22 protein-coding genes are annotated in these 26,998 nt (G+C 40.4%); 10 read left to right on the top strand and 12 right to left on the bottom strand.

The window, feature by feature from the left end:
- Positions 1–6 precede the first annotated feature (6 nt).
- The 3 genes from DK924_RS01540 to DK924_RS01530 form a co-directional block, all read right to left on the bottom strand.
- Positions 7–2,610, bottom strand: coding sequence for a DUF2339 domain-containing protein (locus tag DK924_RS01540; protein WP_109874176.1), 2,604 nt, complete (start codon positions 2,608–2,610; stop codon positions 7–9).
- A 76-nt stretch (positions 2,611–2,686) separates the two neighbouring features.
- Positions 2,687–3,586 carry a GGDEF domain-containing protein gene (locus tag DK924_RS01535; protein ID WP_109874175.1) on the bottom strand — a complete coding sequence of 300 codons (900 nt, stop codon included), beginning with the start codon at positions 3,584–3,586 and terminating at the stop codon, positions 2,687–2,689.
- Positions 3,587–3,650: 64 nt separating this feature from the next.
- Positions 3,651–4,235, bottom strand: a complete 585-nt coding sequence (locus tag DK924_RS01530) for a YqaA family protein (RefSeq protein ID WP_010387603.1) — start codon at positions 4,233–4,235, stop codon at positions 3,651–3,653.
- 145 nt (positions 4,236–4,380) lie between these two features.
- Here DK924_RS01530 and DK924_RS01525 point away from each other — a divergent pair, with 145 nt between their 5' ends.
- Positions 4,381–5,613 carry a TMEM143 family protein gene (locus tag DK924_RS01525; RefSeq protein WP_109874174.1) on the top strand — a complete coding sequence of 411 codons (1,233 nt, stop codon included), beginning with the start codon at positions 4,381–4,383 and terminating at the stop codon, positions 5,611–5,613.
- Between the two features lie 62 nt (positions 5,614–5,675).
- Here DK924_RS01525 and DK924_RS01520 read toward each other — a convergent pair whose 3' ends face one another.
- The 5 genes from DK924_RS01520 to DK924_RS01500 all read right to left on the bottom strand — a co-directional run bounded on the left by DK924_RS01520 (position 5,676) and on the right by DK924_RS01500 (position 13,120).
- Entirely contained in the window at positions 5,676–8,816 is a 3,141-nt protein-coding gene (locus tag DK924_RS01520) for an efflux RND transporter permease subunit (RefSeq protein ID WP_109874173.1), read from the bottom strand.
- An 8-nt stretch (positions 8,817–8,824) separates the two neighbouring features.
- The gene (locus tag DK924_RS01515) at positions 8,825–10,054 is read right to left on the bottom strand and encodes an efflux RND transporter periplasmic adaptor subunit (protein WP_109874172.1); all 1,230 of its coding nucleotides are present in this window, start codon (positions 10,052–10,054) and stop codon (positions 8,825–8,827) included.
- Positions 10,051–11,304, bottom strand: coding sequence for a TolC family protein (locus DK924_RS01510; protein ID WP_109874171.1), 1,254 nt, complete (start codon positions 11,302–11,304; stop codon positions 10,051–10,053). Before DK924_RS01510 ends, DK924_RS01515 begins: the two co-directional genes overlap by 4 nt.
- A gap of 167 nt (positions 11,305–11,471) precedes the next feature.
- On the bottom strand, positions 11,472–11,786 hold the full coding sequence (locus DK924_RS01505) for a hypothetical protein (protein ID WP_010387596.1): 315 nt from the start codon (positions 11,784–11,786) through the stop codon (positions 11,472–11,474).
- 188 nt (positions 11,787–11,974) lie between these two features.
- Positions 11,975–13,120, bottom strand: coding sequence for an iron-containing alcohol dehydrogenase (locus tag DK924_RS01500; protein WP_054201862.1), 1,146 nt, complete (start codon positions 13,118–13,120; stop codon positions 11,975–11,977).
- 185 nt (positions 13,121–13,305) lie between these two features.
- Between DK924_RS01500 and DK924_RS01495 the strand changes: the two genes are divergently transcribed.
- Together DK924_RS01495 and DK924_RS01490 are read left to right on the top strand one after the other, a co-directional pair.
- Entirely contained in the window at positions 13,306–14,184 is an 879-nt protein-coding gene (locus DK924_RS01495) for an AraC family transcriptional regulator (protein ID WP_109874170.1), read from the top strand.
- A gap of 128 nt (positions 14,185–14,312) precedes the next feature.
- Complete coding sequence (locus tag DK924_RS01490; protein WP_109874169.1) at positions 14,313–15,893, top strand: diguanylate cyclase; 1,581 nt, start codon at positions 14,313–14,315, stop codon at positions 15,891–15,893.
- A 53-nt stretch (positions 15,894–15,946) separates the two neighbouring features.
- Here the strand turns inward: DK924_RS01490 and DK924_RS01485 are convergent, their stop codons facing one another.
- A complete protein-coding gene (locus DK924_RS01485; RefSeq protein ID WP_010387589.1) occupies positions 15,947–16,366 on the bottom strand; it encodes a VOC family protein in 420 nt (139 codons plus the stop codon).
- 219 nt (positions 16,367–16,585) lie between these two features.
- Between DK924_RS01485 and DK924_RS01480 the strand changes: the two genes are divergently transcribed.
- The 3 genes from DK924_RS01480 to DK924_RS01470 all read left to right on the top strand — a co-directional run bounded on the left by DK924_RS01480 (position 16,586) and on the right by DK924_RS01470 (position 19,668).
- Entirely contained in the window at positions 16,586–16,954 is a 369-nt protein-coding gene (locus DK924_RS01480; protein WP_171039107.1) for a hypothetical protein, read from the top strand.
- On the top strand, positions 16,951–17,334 hold the full coding sequence (locus DK924_RS01475; protein ID WP_010387586.1) for a hypothetical protein: 384 nt from the start codon (positions 16,951–16,953) through the stop codon (positions 17,332–17,334). The genes DK924_RS01480 and DK924_RS01475 overlap by 4 nt, the downstream gene beginning before the upstream one ends.
- A 144-nt stretch (positions 17,335–17,478) precedes the next feature.
- Positions 17,479–19,668 carry a fasciclin domain-containing protein gene (locus DK924_RS01470; protein WP_109874168.1) on the top strand — a complete coding sequence of 730 codons (2,190 nt, stop codon included), beginning with the start codon at positions 17,479–17,481 and terminating at the stop codon, positions 19,666–19,668.
- A 71-nt stretch (positions 19,669–19,739) separates the two neighbouring features.
- Here the strand turns inward: DK924_RS01470 and DK924_RS01465 are convergent, their stop codons facing one another.
- Positions 19,740–20,564 carry a sterol desaturase family protein gene (locus DK924_RS01465; RefSeq protein ID WP_109874167.1) on the bottom strand — a complete coding sequence of 275 codons (825 nt, stop codon included), beginning with the start codon at positions 20,562–20,564 and terminating at the stop codon, positions 19,740–19,742.
- Entirely contained in the window at positions 20,561–21,004 is a 444-nt protein-coding gene (locus DK924_RS01460) for an SRPBCC family protein (protein ID WP_010387578.1), read from the bottom strand. The genes DK924_RS01465 and DK924_RS01460 overlap by 4 nt, the downstream gene beginning before the upstream one ends.
- A gap of 96 nt (positions 21,005–21,100) precedes the next feature.
- Here DK924_RS01460 and DK924_RS01455 point away from each other — a divergent pair, with 96 nt between their 5' ends.
- The gene (locus DK924_RS01455) at positions 21,101–22,099 is read left to right on the top strand and encodes an AraC family transcriptional regulator (protein ID WP_109874166.1); all 999 of its coding nucleotides are present in this window, start codon (positions 21,101–21,103) and stop codon (positions 22,097–22,099) included.
- A 94-nt stretch (positions 22,100–22,193) separates the two neighbouring features.
- Positions 22,194–22,955 carry an ABC transporter substrate-binding protein gene (locus DK924_RS01450; protein WP_109874165.1) on the top strand — a complete coding sequence of 254 codons (762 nt, stop codon included), beginning with the start codon at positions 22,194–22,196 and terminating at the stop codon, positions 22,953–22,955.
- Here DK924_RS01450 and DK924_RS01445 read toward each other — a convergent pair.
- The gene (locus DK924_RS01445; RefSeq protein ID WP_109874164.1) at positions 22,952–23,362 is read right to left on the bottom strand and encodes an NUDIX hydrolase; all 411 of its coding nucleotides are present in this window, start codon (positions 23,360–23,362) and stop codon (positions 22,952–22,954) included. The two genes, DK924_RS01450 and DK924_RS01445, sit on opposite strands and share 4 nt — an antisense overlap.
- A gap of 189 nt (positions 23,363–23,551) precedes the next feature.
- Between DK924_RS01445 and DK924_RS01440 the strand changes: the two genes are divergently transcribed.
- On the top strand, positions 23,552–25,441 hold the full coding sequence (locus tag DK924_RS01440; protein ID WP_109874163.1) for an acetate--CoA ligase: 1,890 nt from the start codon (positions 23,552–23,554) through the stop codon (positions 25,439–25,441).
- Positions 25,442–25,534: 93 nt separating this feature from the next.
- Entirely contained in the window at positions 25,535–26,803 is a 1,269-nt protein-coding gene (locus DK924_RS01435; RefSeq protein ID WP_109874162.1) for a mechanosensitive ion channel family protein, read from the top strand.
- Positions 26,804–26,998 lie beyond the last annotated feature (195 nt).

Genomic DNA, 26,998 nt, shown 5'->3' with positions numbered 1-26,998 from the left:
TTAAACTTAACTATGACTGCGCTTTCTGAGTTTTTGGAACAACCAACTTAGCCCTACCAGCGACAGCCCTAAACCAATGAAGGACAATGCTTTTAGAAGTCCCGTTAAGTTTGCCATATCAATTAAAAATACCTTAACAATTACAGCGCCAAGAATACCAAGACCAACATTTTGCAGTAACCGTTGCTGTTTTAAATGCCCGGCTATCACGACCAGTGCGCCGAGTAACAACCAAATAACCGAATAGCTATATAGTTCGGCGTCACTGGTTGCTTTATCAAGATAAATGAAGCCACCTTGCCAATATTGGCGGATCAAGGTATTGATAGCTAACAGGGCTAATAAACCAGACACTCCGAGTGTAATTTGACTCAATTTAGCATTTAACGATTTAACTAAACTCGCTAACCATAACGCCAGTAGGCTCGGTACCAACCAAATTAAAATCACCCAGTTAAATATTGGCGTTTCACCAACATAAAGACGCATTAATAACGGATTATCATCCAACGTTGTATTGATTAACAACAAGCCAGCTAACGCTGATAAAATCAAACCTGCAGTGCGGTATAACTTACCCAGCTGCCCAGCACTTTGCGCGCGATATAAATAAACGCAGCCTAAAGCAAGCAAGTTACAACTGAGCAAAACTTGCTCATAAAAACTTAAAGAAAACAGCTGAGGGTAGTGCCCTACCAGTTGATAACTGGTCTCGGTTGTCACAAATAACGCTAAACAATGCAGTGCTGCTCCTTCAAGCCATATTTTTAGTTTTGAAGTATTAAAACATTTAGCCGCTGCAAAAAATAACCCTATACACAGCGGGTAAACAACTAAGCTCCAATGCAAACCAAATATGCTTAGTTCATCATAACTAGGCGTCCACGGCGATAAGGTAAGGCGTAAAAGTAATGCTGCCACAAGGGCTTTTATTGGCCAGTGTGGCATAGCCACATTGTATTTTCTTATCAGTAAGCTCAGCAGTAATACTTGAACAGCCAGTGCAATGGTAAGGCCGCTATCACTCAGTAACATTGTAATTGCTAAGGTGATATTGGCGTTTGCCCCCACCCAATAACTAAAACGCTGCCATAAAGTTGTATTATTTTGTGTAAATTTAATTAACACCGCACTCATTAAACATAGCAATACCGCCCAAAGTGGATAAGCGGTTGCTAAAGCCGTATTTGGGATCAGCGCATACAAAGTGCCCACCAATACAAACACGCTTAATGAAGCAAGCAAATGAAAAGCTAATCGTTTTGGGTATTTATTACCAAAATAGAGTCCATAGCCACTTAACCCAAGAGCAAGTAATAAGCCTAGCCCGTATTCGTTTTTAAAAATGAATAACGCGTCATCAAAGGCATAAGTTTGTTTAGCGCTGACCACTAGTAACAGCGCAACCACTAAAGAGACCCCCTGCCATACATCCCAACGACTATTTTTTAACACTAAAAATAGTAACAAAGCGATGCTTAATAACGCTACGATTTGCCATTGTAAATTAAACACACTCAACAGCATGGCAATCATTAAAGGAGCAATAAATGCCAGTAACAAACCGTGGTCTGGAAATAAATTAACTAACCGTTTAAAGCTGTGCGGGCGTACTTCAAGGGTGTTAAAGCCCAAGCCTAAGCGTGCAATAGCGATTAATCCTAAAATACTTAACAACGCAAAAACGCCTATTAACCACACTGTGTCGTAGTTAAATAGAGTGAGTCCAACCAAGTACCAGCCAATATGCCCTACCCATAGTAAATACCACAACCACACTCGCTGTACTTTATGTGCCACAACTGCTGCGGCAACACTCACAAGGGCAACATAAATAAGCAAAGAAAATAACTGCCCACTGCCCGTATTTACCCAAACAGGGACACTGTAAGCGCCTATAATGCCTATTACAGCAAGTAAAGGGCCTAGCTTTATTGCCATTGCACTAGCACACACAGCAATAACTGCTAAGCCAATAAATGCCCACTCAGCACTTAGCATGCTAAAGCTGTTATAGGCCAAAAACATTAAGGCAAAACAAGTTATAAAGCCGCCACTGGCAAGGGCTGCAGGAATGTAATTATTAAAGCCTTCAAAAACGATACGTTTATAATGTAAATAATACGCAGCTGCAATTAAGCCAATGCCAAATAATCCACCGGCACTGAGCCTCATTGCAGGTGAAAGTAGCCCCGCCTCTAAACTGTATTTTGCTAAAAACACGCCACCTAAAGCCAAAGCAATAGCACCAATCCAGGTCATCCAATTTTTCTCGAAGCCTGCACGTAATTGTTTAAAAAGCAGTTCAATACTCGATGGTTTTTTAGTTATCGTTTTACGAGGTGGTGGAGGTTTAATGCTCGCTGGTTTATTAACAGCAGCAGGAATATCTGAGCGGTTTAGAGGTATTGCGTTATCTACTTGAGGGTCAGCGGAGGATTTTTCATTTTTTGCTGCATTTGAGCTTAACTCGAACTGTAATAGTTTTAGTTTTAATACTGCAACCTCTTGTTTAAGGGTGTTCAATTGCACTAAGGCCACTAATCCACAAATAGCCCCTGCAACAATCGCAATAGATACAATAATTGCTAATCCGATTAACTCATCCATACAGTCCCTTTTTTATCTCGCAACACAAGTCCCCAAAAACAGCATGAGCGAAATCTATTTTATAAAATTACTATGTTTAAGCAACCTCAAGGCGATCACGGCCTGCTTTTTTGGCTCGGTATAATGCCTGATCTGCACGTTTCATTACATTGTCAAAGGTCTGTTCGCTACTGCGGTGCGCAATACCTATACTAACCGTTAAAGAGCGTTGGTTTTGTACTGTAACAGTTCGAGCAGTCTCTAGAATAGTCTGCGCAAAGTTAAGCACTTCATCAAGCTCATAACTAGGCAGGTAAGCGGCGAACTCCTCACCGCCTATGCGAGCAAAAATATTTTCATTTTTAAAAAGATGGTTCACTTTATTTGCGAACTGTTTAAGCACCCGATCGCCCACATCATGGCCAAAATCGTCATTAATACGTTTGAAATGATCAATATCTATAATTAAAACAGTGTAAGGATTATTAACAACCTCCTTCACATGCTGATAAAAACAGCGTCGGTTATATACTTTAGTTAAATCATCTATAATAAATTCTTGCGCCAACCGGGTATGCATTCGCTGCATAAAGTGCATGGTTTTAAATAAACCATAAGCGGTAATTAACATACCTAATGTGCGACATAAATCCTCTACGTAATTGCTTATCCAATAAGGCTGGCGTATCACTTCATCAAGCACATCGGCAGTAGAGCCAACAACCCATAACATTAAACCGATACTGACATACAAGTAGGCTTTTTTAGCTAGCTGTGAGCATTGCACCACAAAGAAAATAGTAAAAATGACCACTAAGTTAATAAAGTCAGTGGTAAAGCCGTAGAGATTTTGCTTGAAATCCAATAAAGGAAAGCGCATTAACGAAAAAATTGAAAAGCCAATAATAAACGCCAGCGTAGCTAAAATTAACAGTTTGTTTAATCTGGTAATTTTTACAAAACGGCTGAGCTTAAGGCTCACTTTTTCCGGATTCATCATAGGCTGTATTTAAACTTATTATTGTTGCTAAAAACTATACCATAAACTAAAACTGATTAATTTAAATTAATGTGCTAACACCCCAGCCAATCGCAACTAAAATAGTTAACCCAATCATGGTCTTAGTTTTGTGCTTGCTGATAATACGCTCAGCTTGATTGCCCGCATAATACACCACGATTGCCAAGCCGAAATAACGTATAGAGCGAGCAATAGCGCTTGCTAATAAAAACAGCGCCAGCGAATACTTAGTTGCGCCAGCGGCCAGCATCGCAATTTGAAACGGAATAGGAACGATACCTAGGCTTAACACAAACCAAAATCCTTGTGCCTGCATTTTTTGTTTTACGTTTTCAAACTGCTCAGGGCTTGAGAATGTATTGATAACCCAATCGCCAATAATATCAAATAAGTAATAGCCTAAAGCATAGCCAAATAACGCACCTACAATACAGCCTAGTGTTGCCATAAGGGCAATTTGCCAAAGCTTTTCCCGCCTTGCTTGCATAAGCGGTACCAGCACTGCCTCAAGTGGAATGGGAACTATGGTGGATTCTAAAAATGAGGCGATAGTAATCCCACCCAGCATATTTTTAGACTCAATAAACTGACGTGTTTTTTGCTTGAGCTTTTTTTGTATAGCCATAAACGTCCTGTTAGCAATTAGGTAAGTGATTAAATCATCTCATAATTAGGTTAATGCTACCTGAAGAAATACAGTCAACATAGTAATCAGTAAAAGACTGCTTTATTATCTTTATATACCATTATACTTTTAAAATTTTCACAATATGCAAACTGCTCGCTACATTCCTTTTAGAAAACACGACATCATTACAATGTGCGCCAAAGAGCTTACCAAAGACCAACAAACTTCTTTTAAGCAGCTTTGTGAACTTTTAGCCAGCTTAATTCACTTTCAGTACCATGGCACACTTGAGTCATTAAAAAACAATTACGCGCCTTTTGACCCAAATAGCGATACTCGTTTAATAAACAGCGTGACTGATGAGCAAAAAGCCCAGTGCCAACGCGATTTTGCTAAAGATTTCGCCAACGTATTAAATGCGGCTAATTTTGAAGTGATCACCCATCAAGACCTACAAGATGCATTAAACGAAGAATCGCTTTTTAAAGTTCGCCTTGAGGTAGAGTTTGAGGATTTTGAAGAAGTGGTTTTTTATCGCCGTGGCGAGTCACAGCTGAGCGAAACCATAACCAGTTTTTGGGGGTTACGTAAAAAGCCACTGCATTTTACCAACTACGATCGCGTAGCAGTATTTATCCGTTTTAAAGATAAAGCCTATTTTGAATCAAAAAATAAACTACCTATGGGGTTTGAGCCCAGCTCAACCATAGTAAAACTATTTCAAAATGTGCCAAAAGCTGACTTAGAAATGCTATTCCCTAATAGCGAAGTACGGATGCGTCCTATTGATAAAGTGATTATTGGCTCGTCAGCACTTATTGGCGGTGCGGTGGTGTTAGTTACCAAACTGGGCGCCTCATTACTTTTATTGTTTGCTTTGTTTGCATTTTGGGGAGGGTTTAGTGATAAAGTCGTTACCATGACTCAGCAGCACTTTATTACGTTAGCCATTGGTATTGGTGTATTTGGCAGTTTTGTATTTAAAGAGTGGAGTAAATTTAAAAACCGTAAAATTAAATTTATGAAAGCGCTGAGCGATAATCTGTACTTTAAAAACCTAGATAACAACGCGGGTGTTTTTCATACACTAATAGACGCCGCCGAAGAAGAAGACACAAAAGAAGCCCTACTCGCTTATTCATTTTTACTAAAATCTAAAAATGGCTTAAGTGCTCACGCACTTGATGAGCAGATAGAGACGTGGTTTAAAAGCAAGTACCAATGCGAGCTAGATTTTGAAATTAGCGACGCGCTTGAAAAGCTTGAACGTATGCATTTAGTAACTTGCACAAACACCCTATATAATGCGGTAAATCTAGAGCGCGCAAAAGCCATATTAGATGAGCGCTGGGATAGCCTATTTCAATATAACTAAGCAACTCCTTACTTAACAAAAAAGCAGCTGACACTTCAGCTGCTTTTTACGTTATTACCTAATTAGTAATTAGTTTGCTGCTTTTTAAATTTTGCATGCACTAATTTATAAAGTGCTGGTAAAATTAGCAACGTGAGCAAAGTGGATGACATAATTCCACCTACCACCACGGTTGCTAATGGCCTTTGCACCTCAGAGCCGGTACCGGTATTGAGCGCCATCGGTATAAAGCCTAAACTTGCCACAAGCGCGGTCATTAGCACTGGACGTAATCGCTGTAGTGCCCCGCTATGTATTGCATGGTATAAGCTTAATCCCTCATTTCGTAACTGCTTAATAAACGACAACATCACTACACCGTTTAATACTGCAACCCCACTTAGAGCAATAAACCCCACACCCGCTGAAATAGAAAGCGGCATATCTCGTAGCAATAATGCCAATACCCCACCGGTCAGTGCCAGTGGTACGCCACTGAATATAATGAGTGAATCACGCAGCGATCCAAAAGCACTATAAAGTAAGCCAAAAATAAGCAATAAAGTCACAGGCACTACCAACGACAAACGCTTACTCGCCGATTGTAATTGCTCAAACGTACCGCCGTATTCAAGCCAATAACCGCTGGGTAGGTTAAGTTGTGCGTTCATAGTCGCTTGGGCATCTCTTACAAAGCTGGCTAAATCGCGTCCTGCTACATTAGCTGTTACTACCACATTACGCTTGCCGCTTTCGCGATTTATTTGATTCGGACCTTTTTCAATACTGATTGTAGCCACTTCTCCAAGCGGTACAAATGCAAGCTCAGGGTTACTACTTTTAGGTAACGCAATAGGTAAACGCGCAAGCGCAGAGATATCATCAGACCAACGCTTATCTAAGCGTACTAATAACGAAAAGCGCTTATCACCCTCATAAATTAGCCCTGTTTGCACCCCACCAACAGCAGCGGCAAGGGTTTGTTGAATGTCGTTTACGGTTAATCCTAATAGCGCCATATGGTCTCGCATTGGGGTAACAGAGAGTGTAGGCAAGCCCTCCATTTGCTCTAAACGAACATCGGTAGCACCGGTAATATTTCGCATTAAACCGGTGGCTTTTTCGCCAAACTGCTTAAGTATGGCTAAATCGTCACCGTAAATACGCAGTGCTACATCGGCACGCACACCGGCAATTAACTCGTTAAAGCGCATTTCTATAGGCTGAGTAAATTCATAGTTATTACCCGGCACCTCACTCACACGATGACGAATTTGCTGCACTAACGCGTCTTTACTTAGTGACGGATCTGGCCATTGCTCACGCGGCTTTAACATTAAAAAAGTGTCGGCAACATTAGGCGGCATAGGATCGCTGGCTACATCTGCAGTGCCAATCTTTGAAAATACGTTCACAATTTCAGGTTGCTCTAATAAAGCCTGCTCCAACTGCTTTTGCATTTGCACCGATTGTTCAATACCGGTGCCAGTAATACGCAGCGCATGCATTGCAATGTCACCTTCATCTAGCTGCGGTAAGAATTCGGCGCCCATATTTTTAACTTTAAAGCCAAGCACTAATACCAAAGCAGTGGCAATACTCACCATCAGCCACGGTAATTTAAGCGATAAGTTAAGCAGTGGCTTGTAGATTTTTTTAACGCCACGCATTACTGCGTTTTCGCTTTCATCTACTTTACCACGCACAAATACGGCAATAGCCGCCGGCACAAAGGTGACAGCAAAAATAAGTGCACCTATTAACGCGGCAACCACGGTAAACGCCATAGGCTGAAACATTTTGCCCTCAACACCACTGAGCGCAAATAGCGGTAAATACACCAACATAATAATTAAAATACCAAATACTGCGGGGCTAAACACTTCTTTGGTGGCTGAAGTTACAACCTCTAAACGCTCACTGAGCGTAAGTAAGCGACCATGTTTATGTTGAGCCATCCCTAATTGACGAAGGCAGTTTTCAACCACAATCACCGCGCCATCAACAATTAATCCAAAATCGATTGCACCTAAGCTCATTAAGTTACCCGAGACTCGATTGCCCACCATGCCTGTAATAGCAAATAGCATACTCAGCGGAATAACCATGGCGGTAATAAGCGCACCAGTGATATTCCCAAGCAATAACAACAGAATGACGATGACCAATACCGCACCTTCAAACAGGTTTTTTTGTACTGTGGCGATGGTTTTATCAACCAGATTGGTGCGGTCATAAACAGGCTCAATAATAACCCCTGCAGGTAAACTTTTTTGTACTTGTATAAGCTTATCAGCCATGGCTTTGGCAACCACACGGCTATTTTCACCAATTAGCATCATCGCCGTGCCTAATACGGTTTCCTCGCCATTATAAGTAGCCGCGCCAGTTCTGAGTTCTTTTCCTAAGTATACATTTGCCACGTCTTTAATTCGTACAGGAGCATCATCACGCTTAGCAATAACGGTGTTTGCTATATCCGCTAATGTTTTTAATTGCCCAGGTGAGCGCACTAAATATTGGCCGTCAAAGCGCTCTATATAACCGGCTCCGCGATTGCTGTTATTAAGCTCAAGTGCACTAATAACATCGTTGATTGTTAGCTTATAAGCGATGAGCTTTTCTGGTATGGGCGCAACTTGGTACTGGCGCTCAAAGCCACCTTGGCTATTTATTTCGGTTACGCCTTTTACTTTTAAAAGCTGCGGACGAATAACCCAGTCTTGTAAAGTACGTAAATCTTCGGCGCTGTAAGGCATACCATCACTTTTTAACGCATCTGGTTTTGCATGCACGCTATAAGTAAATATTTCACCTAAACCACTGGCAATAGGTCCAAGGTTTGGCTCAACATTATTAGGTAAATCGGCGCGAATACTTTGAATACGCTCACCAATTTGTTGACGTGCCCAATAAATATCGGTGCCTTCATCAAAAATAATGGTTACTTGAGAAAGCCCATAGCGAGAAAGCGAACGGGTATAATCAAGCTTAGGAATACCCGCCATCGCTGTTTCGACTAAGTAAGTGATACGCTGCTCAACTTCAAGCGGCGTAAAACCAGGCGCTTTAGAGTTAATTTGCACTTGTACATTGGTAATATCGGGTACAGCATCTACCGCTAAGTTTTGGATGTTATACACACCAAACCCAGCAAATAAAAATGTTAGTGCCAGTACCATCATGCGGCGTTTAACCGCAAAAGAAACAATCCAGTTAATCATGGTACCTCCTAGTGAGCGTGACTTGCGCCGCTTTTTAAAATATCGGCTTTGATCACATAGCTATTGGTTGTGACGTACTCGCTACCTGGGCTTAAACCCGCGATCACTTCAACCCACTCGCTACTTTTTGCGCCTAAAGTAACAGGGCGTACTTCAAACACATTATTTTTACGCACAAACACACTCGCCATACCATTAAACTCTTGAATAGCCTCAGGCTTTACACGCACGTTAGCATTAACCTTATCGATACTGACATCACTATTAACATGCATACCTGGACGCCAATGACCATCAGGGTTCTTAAGCTCAATACGAGCACGTGCAATATGCCCGCCAGTCATCATAGGTGCTATAAAAAACACCTTACCTTGGGCATTTAAATGATGATGTAAATCGTACACGACAGCGCTTTGACCAATGGCTAGATTTTCGATGTTTTCAGGAAAGGCTGAGAGTTCAACCCATACTTTATCAAGATTCACGACTTGCATTAGCGCACGAGCACTTGCCAGTTCGCCACGCTTTAAATATTGTTCGGTTACCACACCGCTAATAGGGCTTTTAATGCTGTAGTTTTGCAAAGTTTCGCGATTGGTGACGCTGGCCAGTACATCGCCTTTTTGAACGTTTTGACCAATACTGACAAAAATATCGCTGATCAATCCGGTATATGGCGCCATAATTTCTACTGTGCCATGCTGTGTCGGTGCAATAACACCAAACAGCGTGTCGGAAATATCAACCTCGCCACTTTGTGCTACCTCTGTTTTAATGCCCGCACCTTTAATTGCTCGCTCGCTAAGCACAGTGCGGCCTTCGTGCTGAGAGTACTCAAAGCTAACGCGCTCACCTTTATAATTGGCAGTAATCAAAAGCTCAAATGAATGTGGTTCATTTATCGATTGCGTGCTAACAAGGTAGCCATTCTCACGGGTAAATTGTATTTTTTGTGGCGCTTCTACTAAGCGTTTTAAGTTCATTTCTATACTTAAATCGTTTATATCTACCGGCTGTTTTTGCTCATAACCATATACGCGCAGCTCAACTTTACCTGCCAATTCTTGCAGCTTTAACTCAAGAGTGAGCTTTTCGTTGGTTAATAAAAAGCCGCCGTGTGGACCTTGTTTTTGGGTTTGCCCTGTTTGGTCATGTTCTGCTGAGGCAAATACATGTGTGCTTGTTAAGCTAGCTACAAACGAGAGAAATACTAATAATGCGATAAAAGTGTTGTTCATGATTGAAAAGTCTCAGTTAAAGATTGGCCAGTTAAACGCTCAAGTGCGAGATGGGTCTGATATAACGTTGCATATGTGTTAATCAACGCGCGTTTAGAGTCAAAAAGAGCTTGTTGAGCATCGAGCAATTGCAACACCGAAATTTGTCCGCGTTGATAGCTTTTTAAACTTTGCTCAATGAGTGTTTGGGCTTGGGGAATAACTTGCCCAGATAACAACTGTGCCTGTAATGTCTTACCTTGGTAATAGGCATACAAAGTACGAACTTGCTGACGTAATTGAACCCGTAACAGTCCTTGCTGCTCACGTAACAATGCTAACTGACTGTTAGCTGCTTCAATATTACCGCTATTTGAGTTACTCAATTGCAATGGCATTGAAAACGAAAACAGCAACGAACTGGTATTGTTTTGCTGGTTGTAGCTCACGCCTGCACCTATATTAATATCGCTTTGCCCATTAGCTTTTTGCAGCGTTAAGTTGGCCGCTTGCTGTAAGTATTGCTGCTGTAACATAGCAAAATCAGGCGCTTGGTTAACCGCATCAAGTAACCCTTGCTCAGAGCTAAGCGGCATTAATGTATTAATATTTCCCGCTAAATTCGTGTAATCATGTTGCTCACTCCACAGCTCATTGAGCGATAAACGTGCTCGCTCAAATTCGCTATTTAGCTTAGCTTTATCAAGCTCAACTTGGCTAAGCGCATAACGCATGCGGGTTACATCCGCTTGCGATACAGCGCCGGCATCAGCTCGTTGCGTTATTGCTTTAAGTGCTTGGCTTACAACCTGATGTCGTTCGCTATTGAGAGAAAGTAAAGTTTGAAACTTAAGCGCCTCGTAATACCGCTCACCAGTGGTTGCCAATAAGGCTAAACGAGTATTTTGATATTGTACTGCTTGGGCTTTAATGTTTGCCGTAGCGTAATTTATACGGCTTTGGCGTTTATCTCCAAGCTCTATAAGCTGGCTAAATGCCAAGGTTATTTCAGCGTCTTGCACACCACGTGCATCGTTTGTCCCCAGCAGATTTTCAGCTTCTATATTTAAGATAGGGTTAGGCGAAAGTGCAGCTTGAGATTTAAGCGCGCTGAGTATTTTTTGATGATAAGGGTAGCGTTTTAATAGCGGATTTTGTTGCTCGGTATTTATCAACGCTTGTTTTAGAGTTAGTGTTTTAACATTTGCAAACGCACTAAAAGCAGGCAGCGTGCACAGCATCACCACCAACATAATTGATTTTTTATTCATATAACTTGTCCGTTTTTAATAAACAGAGTTCACTTGCAAACCATTCACAACCTACGCAAAAGATAGCGACAGTGTAAATTGCTCAGCAATCTAAACATGCCTATAACGGCCCATAAAACACTTATGTATAGGCAGCTAAAAGCACAGTAATTAATTGAAATTAAGAACTAGCTAAATGAATTCGGTGGCGGTACGTCTGGTGGATAATGTAAGCCGTGGTAGCATATCGCTAAAGTTGGTTTACTTTTCTCGGGAGTTATTGAGTGATTTGAGCTGTGGCTATAACCACTGTGGCAATGCTGGTGAGCATGTATTTCTGTTGTTGGGGCATTATCGCTATCATCAGCAGATGAACCTAGTTGCGATAATGAGCTATTTACGTGGTCAACGTCTTCTTGCAAATGGTACGCGGCGCCGTCACAGCTTATAAAGCTATGCACAAGCACAAGTAACATTACAATTAAAAAACGATTTGAACGCACAGTTAAACGAATTCCCTATTGAAACACACGATTAGATAAGCTCATTACTCATCTAAATACTATTTTCTTCAATACTGTACCTGAAAACATCAAAAAAAGTAATGCAGCAAAATAAAATTTTATTTCATTCAATCTTATTTTGCTGCAAAAAGCCGCTAACAAATGTTAGGGGTCGAGATTAATCATTATTAAGCAACCGCTTGTTCTAAAATTTCACGGCTTTCTTTTAACGTAATAGCTTGGTTTTCTCCAAGGGCAACCATGCCATGCGCTTCAAGCTTGCCAATAATATTATCAATGGCAGCCGCTTTGTCATCACCATGCTCAGTAAGCTCAGTTGCTACGTCAAGGCTGTGGTAAAACGCTTCAATCGCTTGAATTGTTTGCTCTGCTAAATCGTCTGTTTGTGCAAGACCAAATACGTTTTTGCCCATTTGTTCTAGTTTTGCTTTTTTAACTGCAAATTGATTTCGCAGTAAAGAAGGCTGAACAATAGCCAGTGAGCGGGCATGATCAACACCATAGGCGGCTGTTAATTCATGACCAATCATGTGGGTTGCCCAATCTTGCGATACGCCAGAACCAATTAAGCCATTAAGTGCTTGGTTAGCTGCCCACATAAGATTTGCACGCCATGCATCGTCTTGGCTTTCAAAGTTATCACCCAATGTTTTAAGCGCTTTTAACAGTGCCTCTGCATAACCTTCTTGAACAAGTGCACCTTCTGGGAATGTTAGGTACTGCTCACAGGTATGTACCCATGCATCTACTAAACCATTTACAAGCTGGCGCTGCGGTAATGTTTTCATTACATCAGGGTCCATAATGGCAAATTTTGGTAATACTTCTGGAGATGCAAACGGTAGTTTTTGCTTCGTTGCTTCTTTGCTTACTACTGAATTTTGATTAGACTCAGAACCGGTTGCAGGCAATGTAAGTACAGCACCAATAGGTAATGCGCTGGTAATTGTGTGCTTACCTGTAGGGATATCCCAACCTTCGCCATCATATACAGCAGATGCTGCAATGTATTTAACGCCGTCTATTACAGAGCCGCCGCCTACACCTAATACGAAATCGATGTCTTGTTCTTTACAAATTTTTACTGCTTGGTCTAACACTTCAATTGTTGGGTTAGCACCCACGCCCGAAAACTCTACCCAATCAAAACCTTCAAGTGCTGCTGCAACTTCATCGTACACGCCGTTCTTTTTAATAGAACCGCCACCGTACACAACTAATACTTTTTGATCTTTTGCGATCAAATCAGTAAGTGCGGCAATTTGTTGCTGACCAAATTGAATTAAAGTGGGATTTACGTAGCTAAATTTCATTATTTTGCTCCTAAAGGGGACGGTTAATTACTAAGCACCTTATCAATTCTTAAATAAATAAAGTGTTGATAGATGCATAATAATGGCATAGTACATATATAAAAAGCCTAATAACTGCCAAAAGCTTGCCTAAAACTATCAGCGTTGTTATTTTACGCCAAATACCGTTAATTTAAGCTGTTCTTATGACGACCATCGCCACTTTGTTACAACAATACGCAGAGCATAATAAATTGCTCAGCTTTGAAGGTACCATGGAAACTATTATTCCAGGGGTGTACTTTCATCGCGCCACCAAAAGCTCAGCGCGTCAGCCGCTTATTTATAATTCAGGTATTATTATTGTTGGCCAAGGACATAAAGTTATTCACTTTCCTGAGCATCAAATACAGTATGGTGCAGGCGATTATTTAGTACTGGGAGTGCCAGTACCACTAGAATGTGAAGCGTTTACTGATAACGATTTACCAGTAATGGGGATAGCAATTGATATAAACCCAGCCATGCTGCACAAACTGGTTAACCAAATGATGCAACATAAGCCTATTTTAACTCCTTTAACACAAAGCGGAGCCGTACAAAGCGCCACTTTAGATTTAGCTATGGAGCAAGTTACCCATCGACTGTTAACAGTGTTAAACGATCCGCTTGAGGCTGAGGTATTTGGTGACGATATAGTTAAAGAATTAGTATATAGGGTGCTGTGTGGCCCTCAAGGCAACACTTTAATTGGACTTGCAATGCACGATGGCCATTACGCACGCATAGCGCGTACCTTATCAACATTACATAGTGATTATGCAAGCCCTATTACCGTAGAGCACTTAGCTGAAGAAGTGAACATGAGTGTGTCATCTTTTCATCGTGCCTTTAAACAAGTTACGTTTGAATCCCCTTTGCAGTATTTAAAAAAAGTGCGTTTAGCTAAAGCAAAAGAATTAATAACCACCTCTGGCAGTAAAGCAAATGAGGCCGCATTTAAAGTAGGTTACACCAGTGCGTCACAATTTAGCCGTGAGTTTAAACGCCATTTCAACAAAACCCCCAGTGAAATACATGTGTGATTAAAACTAACTTACTTTTGCGCAAGTTATTATTTAAACACTTTATCATTAGACTTTGTTAATATGACTTAAAAGTATTCGTCTACTTAGTAATGATATATCGTACGATAAGACAAGGAGTTTTTAGCATGTTAGGCGCTCAGGTGGTTAGGTTTAGCATTTTTATATGCGCTTTTGCTATGCTATTTAGTAGCGTTACTTATGCGCAAGAACGTTGTCAGCTCAGCTCAAGAGCAACCAATACTTCGGTGTCTTTATCCAAAGAAGTTGCCTCAAATATTAAACTTAAAAATGGTATTAATCATCTTGAATTAAGCTGTAACTTAAAGCAAGGCGGGGTATTTTCATTTACTCGCCCTGCACTTAAAGACTTTTCGTGGCAGCAAAATTCAGCATATAAAACACCTTTAAAAACCAATCAGGTGGCAATTTTAATGGACCCAGGCGTTTTTACTGCACAGCTTATGATTACCACTTCTGCGGCTTATACCCCACGCTTTACTTGGTCAGATACACAGCCTTTTGTCGAAAAAATTCAACGCTACAACCTTATTTTTGGCATTTTTTATGGTCTTTGCGCCACGCTTATTTTTTATGCACTAGTTATAGGTCACGGCATAAAAGACCCTCTTTTTAAACTGTATGGCATTTATATTTTTTGCATCGCTAGCTTTATATTCTTTCAAGAAGGACAGCCTTATTTATTTAAACAACAGCACTACTCTGCGTACGTTAGCCATTTTTATACGTTAAGTATCGGTTTAACTATAGTGAGTGCCACATGGTTTATGAGCGCTATATTGGAGCTACCTAAATACTTTCCTAAGATAAGTAATACACTAAAAGTAGCCGCCTTATGCGTACTGACTTTATGCTTACAAAAAATAGCGCTCGATCTACCACTTATAACCAATATTACCTCTGCAGTAACAGGCTATTTATCATTATTTATTGTCATCACTATTTTTATCCTCAGCGCCATACAAACAAAGTACGGTGTTAATGAAGCAAGCTTGGTATTTATAGCACTGGCAAGTGTGTGTATTAGTATGATTTTTAGGGTACTACTAACCGATTACAGCCCGTTCATTCAACGCTATGGATTTGTTATTGCGTTTACAATTGAATCTTTATTACTTGCTATTGCCGTCGGTAGACGAATTCAAAGATTGAGTTATGCAAAAAAACAGGCTGAACGACACGCTAACTTTGATCATTTGTGTCATATATACAATCGTCGCGGATGGAGCTTAAAAGCAAACGACTTACTAGCAGAGCATAAGCAACGAGGAGGCGTTTTGTGCTTTTTATACATAGATTTAGACCGTTTTAAAGCAATTAATGATACTTATGGTCATGATGTGGGCGACAAAGTACTGTGCAAAGTTGCAGAGTCTCTTAGTCAACATATGCGCAGTGAAGATGCCGTTGGTCGCTTAGGGGGCGATGAATTTGTGGCCATGGCATTGTTTAATAGCAACGAAAAAATTAACCAGCGAGTTAACACCTTAGAACAAAAATTAAACCAGTTAACTATAGAGCATCAGGGCCATACCATTTCTATTTACGCCAGTGTTGGGCAAACTAGCTATACTCAGCCACCCGATAACTTAGACACAGTTTTAAAAGCAGGTGATGAAGCAATGTATAAACAGAAATTGCAAAGAAAGGCAAAGCAAGCTGAAAAAATAGTAGTAGCCGCCGTTTAAAAGCATAAAAAACGTGAGCTAGCCAGTAAGGCTAGCTCTGCTATAGCCTTAGCTTAACCCTTTTTAAATAGAACCTCAGGATTAACCATAGTTTTCATTTCGAGCACGTTACCGTTAGGATCTTCAATAAAAAACGTTTCTTGTTCAAACTCATCACCAACAAAACGACGGTAAGGTTTATCTAAATATTCAAGACCGGCATCGGCAATACGCTGCTTTAATCCTTGAAACTCACTTTCTGATAAATGAATACCAAAGTGTGGAACAGCCACTGCACCCATATCAACATCATGACGTACCGTAGGTAAACGCTCAACACTTTGATGTAGAGTTAATTCGTTACCCCAAAAATCAATGTCTACCCATCGTCCCGCTTCACTATTGCCGGTTTTACAGCCGAGTACGTCACAGTAAAACGTTTTCGCTTTTTCAAGATCGCCAGCGGGGATAGCCAGATGTAAACAGTTAGACATAAATTACCTTAGGTTATAACTTTTAATATATGAAATATGCTGCATTATACATAATTTGCAATTTATAGAACATTAACAGTGTTATTTTTAGTCATTCATTGCATATCGCTAATTTTCAACAGTAATAATTCACCTTTTAGCTGTGGTTTATCGATTTTAGTCTTAAATATCAGTTTTTAACTATTAAAGCTAAAACTGATACATTATGATGTGCGCGCCATGACTAAATTCATACTTTTAAAATTCATCACCTTTTTTATCGGCTGCTTGTCGTGTTTTTTAATGCATACCACACTCGCATTGCCTATTGTTGTATCAGCAGGTTTAACGGGGCTTATCGGTTCATTTATTCCATTCCCTGCAGATTACAAAAACCATCCCTATGCAGCTATTTATGCAGGCAGTTTTGCCGGTATGTGCTCCACTAGTTTAATTAATGAATACTGGGAAATTGCAATTATTTCTGCCATTGGTGCTGTTTTATACACACTCACCATTAATGTATTTGCGGGGTTTGGCGGACGATTAGGTAGCATTGCATTTGCTAGCGTCGCCTTATTTGTTTTGGCCAAGGAGTTAGTAATATGACGCTTATTTATCCGCTACTTGCTTTGCTAGGGGCGTTTTTAACCTTTTACTTGGCTAAACATAATCGCTTTGATGGGATCCGAGCCTCTGCAGCTCTATCGATTATTGCCTATTTGATTTTTGCGCAGCTGAGCCTTAACGCTGAGCTATATAGCATCGTTTTTTTTGGCGGCACATTTATTGGAATGAGTGCTCCCCACCGTTTTGGTGTGTATACGCTTGCCAGTTCAGCAATTATATTTTCACTGTTTTTTGCCTATCTAGTGCCTATTCTTGATGGTTTTGGTGGCGCTTTGGGAATTAGTGCATTTCTATCTGTGTGTATTTGCCATGTATTTATTTTACTTGGCGCACCACGCAGTAAAAAAACTAAAATTTAAACGTTTTCTTGGATAAAAATTCAATAAAATCTTACACCTATTAAATTGTATAAAAATAACCCATGTTTTTTTGATCAACACTGTTAATAGCTTCGTAGTATTCACAAAGCTGTAACACTGTAACATTCGATTAAAGGAACAATTATGAATAAAGTATTTAAGCTCGGTGCTATCATACTTCCCTTGTTACTTATTCAAGGCTGTAGTAGTGATGACGATAACAACGCTCCAGTAACTGTAGACCCACAACCTGCCGTCTCAGTCTTTGACGCCGCACAGGACTCTGAAGAGTTCACCACTCTTGTTGCAGCACTAGAAGCAACCGGTCTAGATGAAACTCTCGATGATTTAACTACCAGCTATACTGTATTTGCCCCTACCGATGATGCATTCGCATTATTAGGCGAAGAGACCATTAATAGCTTATTAGCTGATACAGACACCCTAAGTTCTATTTTAACTTATCATGTGATCGCTGGCAGAGTAGACGCGCAAACAGCTATTGGCTTAGCGGGTAGCACTGTTGAGACTGTTAACGGGCAAAACATTGCTTTATCTTTAAATGGTGAGAATTTATTAGTAAATACCAGCACAGTAACAATGACCGACATTGTGACCGACAACGGAATCATTCATGTTATTGACGCGGTGCTCACGCCAAAAACAGTGCCAGAAACAGCACCAACTAATAATATCATTGAAACAGCTCAACAAGCTGGCAATTTTAGTACATTACTTGCAGCTCTTGATGCTGCATCCCTTACTTCAGCACTTGCCGATGAATCATCAGAATTTACCGTATTTGCCCCTACGGATGCTGCATTCGAGGCAATTGGTAGCAACTTTTTAAACACGTTACTGGCTAATCCCACCGTTTTAGCCGATATTTTGAAGCAGCATGTGCTTGTAGGATCAGTTGATTCTGTTACTGCAATGTCTCTTAACGGTCAATCAGCAGAAACGCTACTTGGCAATACCCTTCCAGTGGCGATAAACGCAGAAACAAACATGCTATCGTTTGGCGGAGCCAATATTGTAGTAAAAGATATTATGACCACTAATGGTGTCATTCATGTAATTGATTCGGTTATTATTTCTGATGTTACTTTACCTCAAAGTACCAATACAATTGCTGACATAGCGAGCGCTGATGGTAACTTTACGACACTTCTCGCGGCTCTAACGGCAACAGGCTTAGATACACTAGTTGCCGATCCAGATAATACTTTTAGTGTATTTGCTCCTACAGACGCTGCATTTGCTGCACTCGGTCAGGATACAATTAATGCGCTACTAGCTGACACAGATACGCTTCGTGATATTTTGCTATACCATGTTTTTCCTGACGTAACAGTTTTATCAGATGACGCAGTAAGTATTGCCAATAGCAACAGCAACAAGATAGAAATGGCCAATGGCGACATGGCAGCTATTTCTTATGTAGACAGCTCACTATTTATCAATGATTCGGCAATCACAGAGGCAAATGTAACCGCCAGTAACGGCGTTATTCATGTATTAAATAAAGTGATTATGCCACCGGCAGAAGTTGGGACTCCGACTAAAACAATTGCTACTGTGGCTACTGAAACACCCGCATTATCTACTTTGGTCACTGCACTACAAGCAGCATCACTAGTGGATACCTTTAACGATACCACTCAATCATTTACGGTATTTGCACCAACAAATGCTGCATTTAGCAAAATTCCTACCGCTGATTTAGAGGCTTTATTGGCTGATACGACAGCACTAACAGGTGTACTGACTCAACATGTTTTAGGCGCTCAAGTAGGCAGTACTGATGCGTTTGCAGCCAATGGTAAAACGGTGACCACCCTTGCTGATAATATGCTAAGTGTAAACGTTGTAGACTTTACCAGCACAGAAAACACAGCAACAGACAGCATTGCTTACGATTCAACTAATAATCGTTTAGTAACGGGTATGGCCGACGCCATGCCAGGCAAAACAGTTTATGTATTTGATAATGATTTAGGCGAGGCAATGAGTACGTGTGAAGCAGCTTGTGCAACAACGTGGCCACCGGTTCTTGGTACTGCAGCATCAATTAAAAATGTGCCAGGTTTATCGTTAATTGCTCGCTCAGATGACAGCATGCAAGTCGCTTATCTTGGTCGTCCTTTATATACCTTCTCAGGTGATACGGCAGCAGGTCAGAATAATGGCCAAGCTGTGAACGATATTTGGTGGCAAGTAAGCTTACCTGCTACATCATTACAAGTAGCGGGTAGCAATGTAACAACTACTGATATTTATACAAGTAATGGCGTTGTTCACTTAATAGATACAGTGATCACAACGGCCAAATAAATTAAATTTTACTGTGAGATAAGCTAGGAGTGATGCTATTTACTCCTGGCTTTTTTTATTCAAAAATAGGCTTACTTATTACTACTTTGAGAGCTTGTTGGGTAACCAAATACCACTTTTAATTTAGCTTTTAACCCGTTTGCCCTGTAAGTACTTTTAAAGAGGTGCTGCCACTGATGAAAAGTAATTTTGATTGGATTATTACTGTGTAGTTGGCCAATAATTCCGTATTTACAAGGCTTGTTTTCATCCTCTTCTACATATGTGCCAAATAACTTATCCCAAACAATTAGTACCCCTGCAAAGTTTTTATCTAAGTAGCCATTGTTAATAGCGTGATGAACCCGATGATGTGATGGAGTATTAAATACGCTTTCAAACCAACCCAGCTTTTTTACCACTTGGGTGTGAACAAAAAATTGATATGCCAAATTAAGGGCAACCACAGCAAAAACAATCACAGGCTCAAAACCAAGTAATATCATAGGCATCCAAAACAGCCACATGCCCGCAAGCGGATACATTAAACTTTGTCTAAACGCAGTAGTAAAATTCATTTTTGTAGAGCTATGATGTACGACATGAGCGGCCCATAACCAATGTATATGGTGTGATGCACGATGAAACCAATAATATAAAAAGTCTTGCAATACAAAGGCACCTAATATGGTCAGTACCGTCAATTCAATATCAAATAACCGAAACTGATACAGCCAGTAAAAAAACGGCATTAGTACAATTAACGCAATAGCATCAGCGCCTTGGTGTAATAAAGCCAGTAACGCATTGGCAAAGCTGTCTTTTATATCGTAGTAACGCCTAAATTTAATAAACTCAATAGCAACAAACAGTAAAAAAATAGGGCTCAGTGCAAGTAAAATAATTTCAATGCTCATACAACACGCTCCTGAAAATAACGGGCTATTTTTTTAAGTGCTTGACTAACATCTTTTTTTATAAAAAAAGCCAGTATAAAATCGGGTAGCCATAAAGGTGCAACGCAGCGAATATGGTAATTAACCTCAGTGAGCGATGGTTCTTTGTTATTAGCATTTAAGTAAATATCACCACGATGCTGTGCAACGGGCTTGCTGCCTATAATACAGTAACTAATATGACTGTTATCTGCAGCTATTATTTGCTCTTTAAAGGTAGTGCCTTGCATTTTAATTTCTCTAATCGTGCCTTTCCCGCCAGTTATTTCACCCGGCTCTTGTGGTGTTAGTAGTGTAAAGTGGGCATTAAAAAACCGTCCTAAATCGGCATGTGCTAGTAATACGCTGCGTATTTGTTCCGGCGTTGCTGCCACAGTACGCTTAACCTTTATTTTTACCATGACCTTCACCCTATTATTTTTATAGATCACTAGCATATAAAAATATGCCGTGGCAAACTTGCGATTAGATGACTATTTTTTAGCTTTAGGCGACAAATGAAAACCTTAGCCGATCATTACTTTTGTAGCTGTTTGGATTATCTTGAAGCCAAGGGCTTAGCTAGCCAAGTGGCTTTAAGCGCTATTGATTTTAACGAGTATACCAATAAACAGTCACAACAATTGGCGCCGCGTATCAGCTTAAAAAGCTACAATGCGCTGCTTGGCTATGCACAACAGGCGTTAAACGATCCCTTATTTGGCTTTGAATTAGGAAAACAAATACGCACCGCTGATTTTGGTGTATTGGGGTATTTAATTGAATCGAGTACTAATTTAGCCAGTGCTATTACTGCACTACTTAATTACGACAGCCTAGTGGCTAATATTGGTCGCGCCAAGTTTGAGCAACAAAAAACACGGTGTAAAGTAACTTGGGTAGCCGATCCACAATGTAGTTCACAGGCTATTTTACGAAATATGACCGCATGGGTCAGTGTGGTACGCCAACTACTTAATCCTGAGCTTTCACCTAGCTGTGTGTATTTTTCAACACACTTTTCAAACACCGAACAACACAGATTAACTAATTGGTTTAATTGCCCAGTAAAAGCTGGAGCTAGCTTTAATCAAATCGAGTTTCCAAGTAATTACTTAACCCTGCCCTTTAAAACCGATAATAGCCAAATCAACGCAATGCTTAAGCAAATGTCAGAGCAACAGCTATCCCAGTTTAAAAGTCAGCAGTTATTATCAGAAAAAATTAATCATATTTTAATGTCAAAACACGACTTACAAGATTGCTCTTTACTTAGAACAGCTGCGGCCTTAAATATGACGCCACGCACAGTACAGCGCCATCTAAAAAAAGAAAAAACCACGTTTGCCGCGTTGCTTGAAGCAGAGCAAAAACGACGTTTATTAACTTATATTCCCCACTATTCATTAAATAAAATCGCATTTATGCTGGGATTTAACGATCAAAGCTCTTTTAATCGTGCTTTTAAGCGCTGGTATCATTGTTCACCTCGCCAATTCATAAAAAACAATAATTAAACACTCCCTTTACTTAAAAAACACACTTACCATATACCTTTTTACTAATTTTATTTACACTAGACTCATGATATTGCTTTAAAGACAATTATTTATGCTTTTGCGTATGATGTTAACTGTTTTTGTTTTGGTTTTTTATAGTGCGTTCTGCAACGCCACCCCTGTTACCTTTATCGCTGAAGATTTACCGCCTTATCATTTTAAAAACCCTCAAGGTGAAACACAGGGCGCGTTAGTTGATATCGCTAAAGCAGTATTAAAAGGCACCGCTTTAACCGCAAAGTTTGAAATAATGCCGATGGCGCGCATGTTTCAACAGCAACGAGCCAATCCTAATGCCATTATGCTGTCACTGCTAAAAACACCAAACAGGCATCATCAATTTAAGTGGTTGGGTAAAGTTTACTTTGCAGACGCATACCTAGTTAGCTTACGCAGCCATAAAGATGAAGTGATTCATTTAAACTTCGCTAAAGAATACAAAGTAGCTACGATCCGCGGCTACTCTGCGCAGGCCTATTTAGAAGCCAAAGGTTTTACTGAAAATGAAAACCTAGTATTAGTCAGTTATTACCAGCAACTCTGGAAAATGCTATATAAAGATCGCATCGACTTTGTTGTTACTAATACGCTCACACTTGAAAACGAATTAAAACGTACTGGGCTCGACCCTAATTTAATTTCAAAACGTATCCATTTAGATGAGTTACCCTCTTCTTTGCATTTTGCAGCCAGTAATCAGCTTGACTCACACACAGCAAAAATTATTAGCGATAGGTTAAATGCCATCAAGGAAAGTGGTGAATATCAGCAAATTTTAAATAAATGGCAACTCCCTATGCCAAAAAACCTTTAATACTCAGCGGGCAAGGTATTCTGTGCTAGATAATTTTTTAATGAGATAAACAAAGGTGCGGGCAAGTCATTAATATCGCACCAACGCCACTGTAAACATTTGTGAGGCTCTTTATTTATAACCTCTCCGCCTTCATAGTCTGCTTGCACATATAAGGTAATATAATGTTTGTTCTCTGCGCTAAAAATATCGTTGGTAAAATCGAGTTTACGAATATTAGTGACATTGAGCCCTGTCTCTTCTACTACTTCACGCACAGCGCATTGCTCAACCGTTTCGCCAAATTCTAAATGCCCTCCAGGGGTTGCCCACGTATTTGCGTCTTGTGCGCCTATCCGTTCACCGAGTAAAATTTTATTATCATGCATTACTATTACTGCAACGCCTACTCTGACCATCTGATTCATTCTTATATCCATTTACTCTTCATTAATTACTGAAACATTTTACATTAGTTGGAACTTTTTAGTTCTATACAATCATTACGTTGGCCAAAAACTAAAAGCATCGCTTACTATTTAACCGACCATAGTCGAATATCACTGCTGATAAAAAGCGCTTAGTTTAGTTAGATTAAATTTTACTCAGGAGCCTTTATGTCAGGTGAATATAAACAACATTACAACGAATTTAAACAAGACCCGGCAGCGTTTTGGTTATCGCAAAGTAAACGCCTTCCTTGGTACAAGGCTCCAGAAACAGCATACACACAAGATCAAGAAGGACTGCACCACTGGTATGCAGACGGCCAACTTAACAGCTGTTTTTTAGCCGTAGATCAGCATGTCATCGCTGGGCATGGTAATGAAACAGCGTTAATTTATGACTCACCGGTTACCAATAGCAAACGCAGTTATAGCTATTTACAACTGCAGCAAGAGGTCGCTAAATTTGCAGGGGTAATGCAGTCTTTAGGAGTGACTAAAGGCGACCGCGTAGTGATTTATATGCCCATGATCCCCGAAGCCGTAATTGGTATGTTGGCATGTGCCCGAATTGGAGCTATTCATTCTGTTGTATTTGGCGGTTTTGCAGCGCATGAATTAGCGGTACGGATTGATGACGCCAAGCCCAAATTGGTGCTCAGTGCCTCCTGCGGTGTAGAAGTTAATACTGTAATTGAGTACAAAGAATTACTCGATAACGCGCTTGAAGCTGCTAGCTATAAAGTTGAACACTGTATTATTTATCAGCGTGAGCAAGCCACCGCACCGCTTATGCCCGAACGTGATATTGACTGGGCTGTTGCAATGCAAACAGCCACACCGGTTGATCCCGTTGCGGTCAGTGGCGATCATCCACTTTATATTTTATACACCTCTGGCACAACAGGGACACCTAAAGGTGTGGTGCGTGAAAATGGCGGCCATGCGGTTGCTATGCATTACAGTATGGAAACCGTCTACGGCATGAAACCCGGTGACGTATTTTGGGCCGCCTCTGATATTGGCTGGGTAGTGGGTCATTCGTATATTGTGTATGCGCCACTTATGTATCGGTGCGCAACTATTTTATTTGAAGGAAAACCGGTTAGAACCCCCGATGCCAGTGCTTTTTGGCGCGTAGTAGAAGAATACAAAGTGAATGCCCTATTTAGTGCCCCCACTGCGTTTCGCGCGATTAAAAAAGAGGACCCCAATGCCGAAGGATTTAAGAAGTATGATACTTCTAGTCTGAAACGATTATTTTTAGCCGGAGAGCGTTTAGACCCACCTACCTACGATTGGCTCAAAGAAAAAACAGGTTTACCGGTGCTTGATCATTGGTGGCAAACAGAAACCGGCTGGGCAATTGCGTGTAACCCTGTTGGCATTGAACACCTGCCTACAAAAGCGGGAAGCTCAACAGTTGCAACACCTGGATTTGATGTACGAATTTTAGATATGAATGGGGATGAATGTGCTCCGAATGAACAAGGCGCGGTTGTTATAAAGCGACCTTTACCACCGGGATGTTTACCGACAATTTGGAAAAATACGGCTCGTTTTAAGGCTGGTTATTTGGCTGAATATGAGGGCTACTATTTATCTGGTGATGGCGGTTATATTGATGACGATGGCTACCTCTTTATTATGGGTCGCACCGATGATGTAATTAATGTCGCAGGGCACCGTCTATCCACCGGTGAAATGGAAGAAATTGTTGCCGCGCACCCAGCTGTGGCTGAGTGTGCAGTATTTGGCATTAGTGATGCGTTAAAAGGGCAAAACCCAATGGCGATGGTGGTGCTAAAAAATGATTTTCATGGCTCACATAAAGAGGTAGAACAGCAATTGGTGCAAACCGTGCGTAATCAAATTGGTGCTATTGCGTGCCTTAAAAATATTATGTGTGTAGAGCGATTACCAAAAACCCGTTCTGGCAAAATTTTACGTAAAAACCTGCGGCAGTTAATTGATGGTGAAGAACTGCAAATTCCATCAACCATAGATGATCCAAGTATTTTTGAAGAACTCAGCCAGCAACTCGAGCATGGTAAACTGTAACTACATAATGTAAAAAGTCTTAAATAGACTTTTTACATTGCAGCTGCTTAACTAACAATCAGTAATTAATAATAGCGTCCTTATGGAGTATTAATGACAGGAACACGCGCACAGCTGCGAGATTTTTTACTGCAATGGTTTGGCGATTATTTTCCGGGAAGCCCATTTTTATGGTACGACCTGATTGTATTGGCTTGGATTGCGCTATTTGCATTAATATTACACCTCATTTTAAGGCTGGTTTCTCAGCGTTTAGTTAAAAACCGCTTTAGCGAACAAGCTGCGCAACCCGATAGCAAAAGTCCTTTATATTCAGCAAAAAAGCTCGCTCGTAATATCTCATTTGTTTTACAAGGAGCGGTCGTTGTTATTCAGGCGCAACTGTGGGTACCCGAAGGCACCACTTTTTTGTATTTGATTCAAATGATCACCGATCAATGGATCATTTTATTTGCCTTACTTTCGCTATTTTCTTTACTGGATATATTTCAAGCAATTTCCGATAAGCGCCCCTTGAGCGCTCACTTTCCGCTGCGCGGCTTTTTGCAAACAATTAAGCTTATTGCCAGTGTATTAACTGCCATTTTAGCCGTTTCATTGTTAATGAATAAATCACCGTTAATTTTACTAAGCGGCTTAGGCGCTCTGTCTGCGGTGTTATTACTGGTATTTAAAGACGCTATTTTAGGATTAGTAGCAGGTATTCAGCTCTCTGCCAATAATATGCTGGCGGTAGGTGACTGGTTAGAAATGCCTAAGTACGGTGCCGACGGTGATGTTATTGATATTGCGTTAACCACGGTTAAAGTAAGAAATTGGGATAAAACCATTACCACCATTCCTACTTATGCCTTGATCTCTGACTCATTTAAAAATTGGCGCGGTATGTCAGACTCTGGTGGACGCCGGATAAAACGCAGCATTCACCTAGAAATGAGTAGTGTGCACTTTTTAGACGAAGCCGCAGTTGTTGCCCTTAAAAAAGCCGATTTACTAAGTGAGTACCTTGAAAGTACGCTATTGGTTATTGAGGAGCAAAACACCACTAAAAAAGTAGATATGAGCTGCACTTTAAATGGCCGCAGGCTCACTAATGTGGGTACATTTCGCCACTATTTGGTCGCGCTATTAAAACAGCACCCACATATTCATCAAGGTATGACCTTAATGGTAAGGCAATTAGCGCCAACAACCCAAGGTTTACCCATTGAGATTTATGCATTCACCAATACCACTAATTGGGGTGAATATGAAAATATTCAGTCAGATATATTTGATCATATATTAGCGGTTTTACCCGCCTTTTCGTTACGTGCCCATGAAGCACCAACAGGAAGCGATATTCGCCAACTAATTAAATAACCTGAACTCTGGGTAATAGGTTTAATTAACTTACTATATTTACATTTGCTAAAATGTCATACATTTGGCTAAAAAGTGTCGATAAAAGCCGCCAAAATTAGTTTTAAAGCATTGTTTTTAAATAATTGACAAGCATTAAAGTAGTAATATTTTTCAATATGAATACAATAAGCCTTTATTTTTTAGACATCGGTC

Origin of the sequence: Pseudoalteromonas sp. meg-B1 (genome assembly GCF_003173795.1) — a bacterium.
GTDB classification, from domain to species: domain Bacteria; phylum Pseudomonadota; class Gammaproteobacteria; order Enterobacterales; family Alteromonadaceae; genus Pseudoalteromonas; species Pseudoalteromonas undina.
This window is presented reverse-complemented; position numbering and strand designations above follow the sequence as displayed.

What these genes read in the sequence shown, in the direction of transcription:
- DK924_RS01475 (WP_010387586.1), top strand. Translation starts at nt 16,951, where the DNA reads ATGACGCTTATTTATCCGCTACTTGCTTTGCTAGGGGCGTTTTTAACC.
- DK924_RS01470 (WP_109874168.1), top strand. Translation starts at nt 17,479, where the DNA reads ATGAATAAAGTATTTAAGCTCGGTGCTATCATACTTCCCTTGTTACTT.
- DK924_RS01540 (WP_109874176.1), bottom strand. Translation starts at nt 2,610, where the DNA reads ATGGATGAGTTAATCGGATTAGCAATTATTGTATCTATTGCGATTGTT.
- DK924_RS01460 (WP_010387578.1), bottom strand. Translation starts at nt 21,004, where the DNA reads ATGGTAAAAATAAAGGTTAAGCGTACTGTGGCAGCAACGCCGGAACAA.
- DK924_RS01500 (WP_054201862.1), bottom strand. Translation starts at nt 13,120, where the DNA reads ATGAAATTTAGCTACGTAAATCCCACTTTAATTCAATTTGGTCAGCAA.
- DK924_RS01480 (WP_171039107.1), top strand. Translation starts at nt 16,586, where the DNA reads ATGACTAAATTCATACTTTTAAAATTCATCACCTTTTTTATCGGCTGC.
- DK924_RS01455 (WP_109874166.1), top strand. Translation starts at nt 21,101, where the DNA reads ATGAAAACCTTAGCCGATCATTACTTTTGTAGCTGTTTGGATTATCTT.
- DK924_RS01465 (WP_109874167.1), bottom strand. Translation starts at nt 20,564, where the DNA reads ATGAGCATTGAAATTATTTTACTTGCACTGAGCCCTATTTTTTTACTG.
- DK924_RS01525 (WP_109874174.1), top strand. Translation starts at nt 4,381, where the DNA reads ATGCAAACTGCTCGCTACATTCCTTTTAGAAAACACGACATCATTACA.
- DK924_RS01535 (WP_109874175.1), bottom strand. Translation starts at nt 3,586, where the DNA reads ATGAATCCGGAAAAAGTGAGCCTTAAGCTCAGCCGTTTTGTAAAAATT.
- DK924_RS01495 (WP_109874170.1), top strand. Translation starts at nt 13,306, where the DNA reads ATGACGACCATCGCCACTTTGTTACAACAATACGCAGAGCATAATAAA.
- DK924_RS01440 (WP_109874163.1), top strand. Translation starts at nt 23,552, where the DNA reads ATGTCAGGTGAATATAAACAACATTACAACGAATTTAAACAAGACCCG.
- DK924_RS01515 (WP_109874172.1), bottom strand. Translation starts at nt 10,054, where the DNA reads ATGAACAACACTTTTATCGCATTATTAGTATTTCTCTCGTTTGTAGCT.
- DK924_RS01445 (WP_109874164.1), bottom strand. Translation starts at nt 23,362, where the DNA reads ATGAATCAGATGGTCAGAGTAGGCGTTGCAGTAATAGTAATGCATGAT.
- DK924_RS01450 (WP_109874165.1), top strand. Translation starts at nt 22,194, where the DNA reads ATGCTTTTGCGTATGATGTTAACTGTTTTTGTTTTGGTTTTTTATAGT.
- DK924_RS01510 (WP_109874171.1), bottom strand. Translation starts at nt 11,304, where the DNA reads ATGAATAAAAAATCAATTATGTTGGTGGTGATGCTGTGCACGCTGCCT.
- DK924_RS01435 (WP_109874162.1), top strand. Translation starts at nt 25,535, where the DNA reads ATGACAGGAACACGCGCACAGCTGCGAGATTTTTTACTGCAATGGTTT.
- DK924_RS01530 (WP_010387603.1), bottom strand. Translation starts at nt 4,235, where the DNA reads ATGGCTATACAAAAAAAGCTCAAGCAAAAAACACGTCAGTTTATTGAG.
- DK924_RS01490 (WP_109874169.1), top strand. Translation starts at nt 14,313, where the DNA reads ATGTTAGGCGCTCAGGTGGTTAGGTTTAGCATTTTTATATGCGCTTTT.
- DK924_RS01485 (WP_010387589.1), bottom strand. Translation starts at nt 16,366, where the DNA reads ATGTCTAACTGTTTACATCTGGCTATCCCCGCTGGCGATCTTGAAAAA.
- DK924_RS01520 (WP_109874173.1), bottom strand. Translation starts at nt 8,816, where the DNA reads ATGATTAACTGGATTGTTTCTTTTGCGGTTAAACGCCGCATGATGGTA.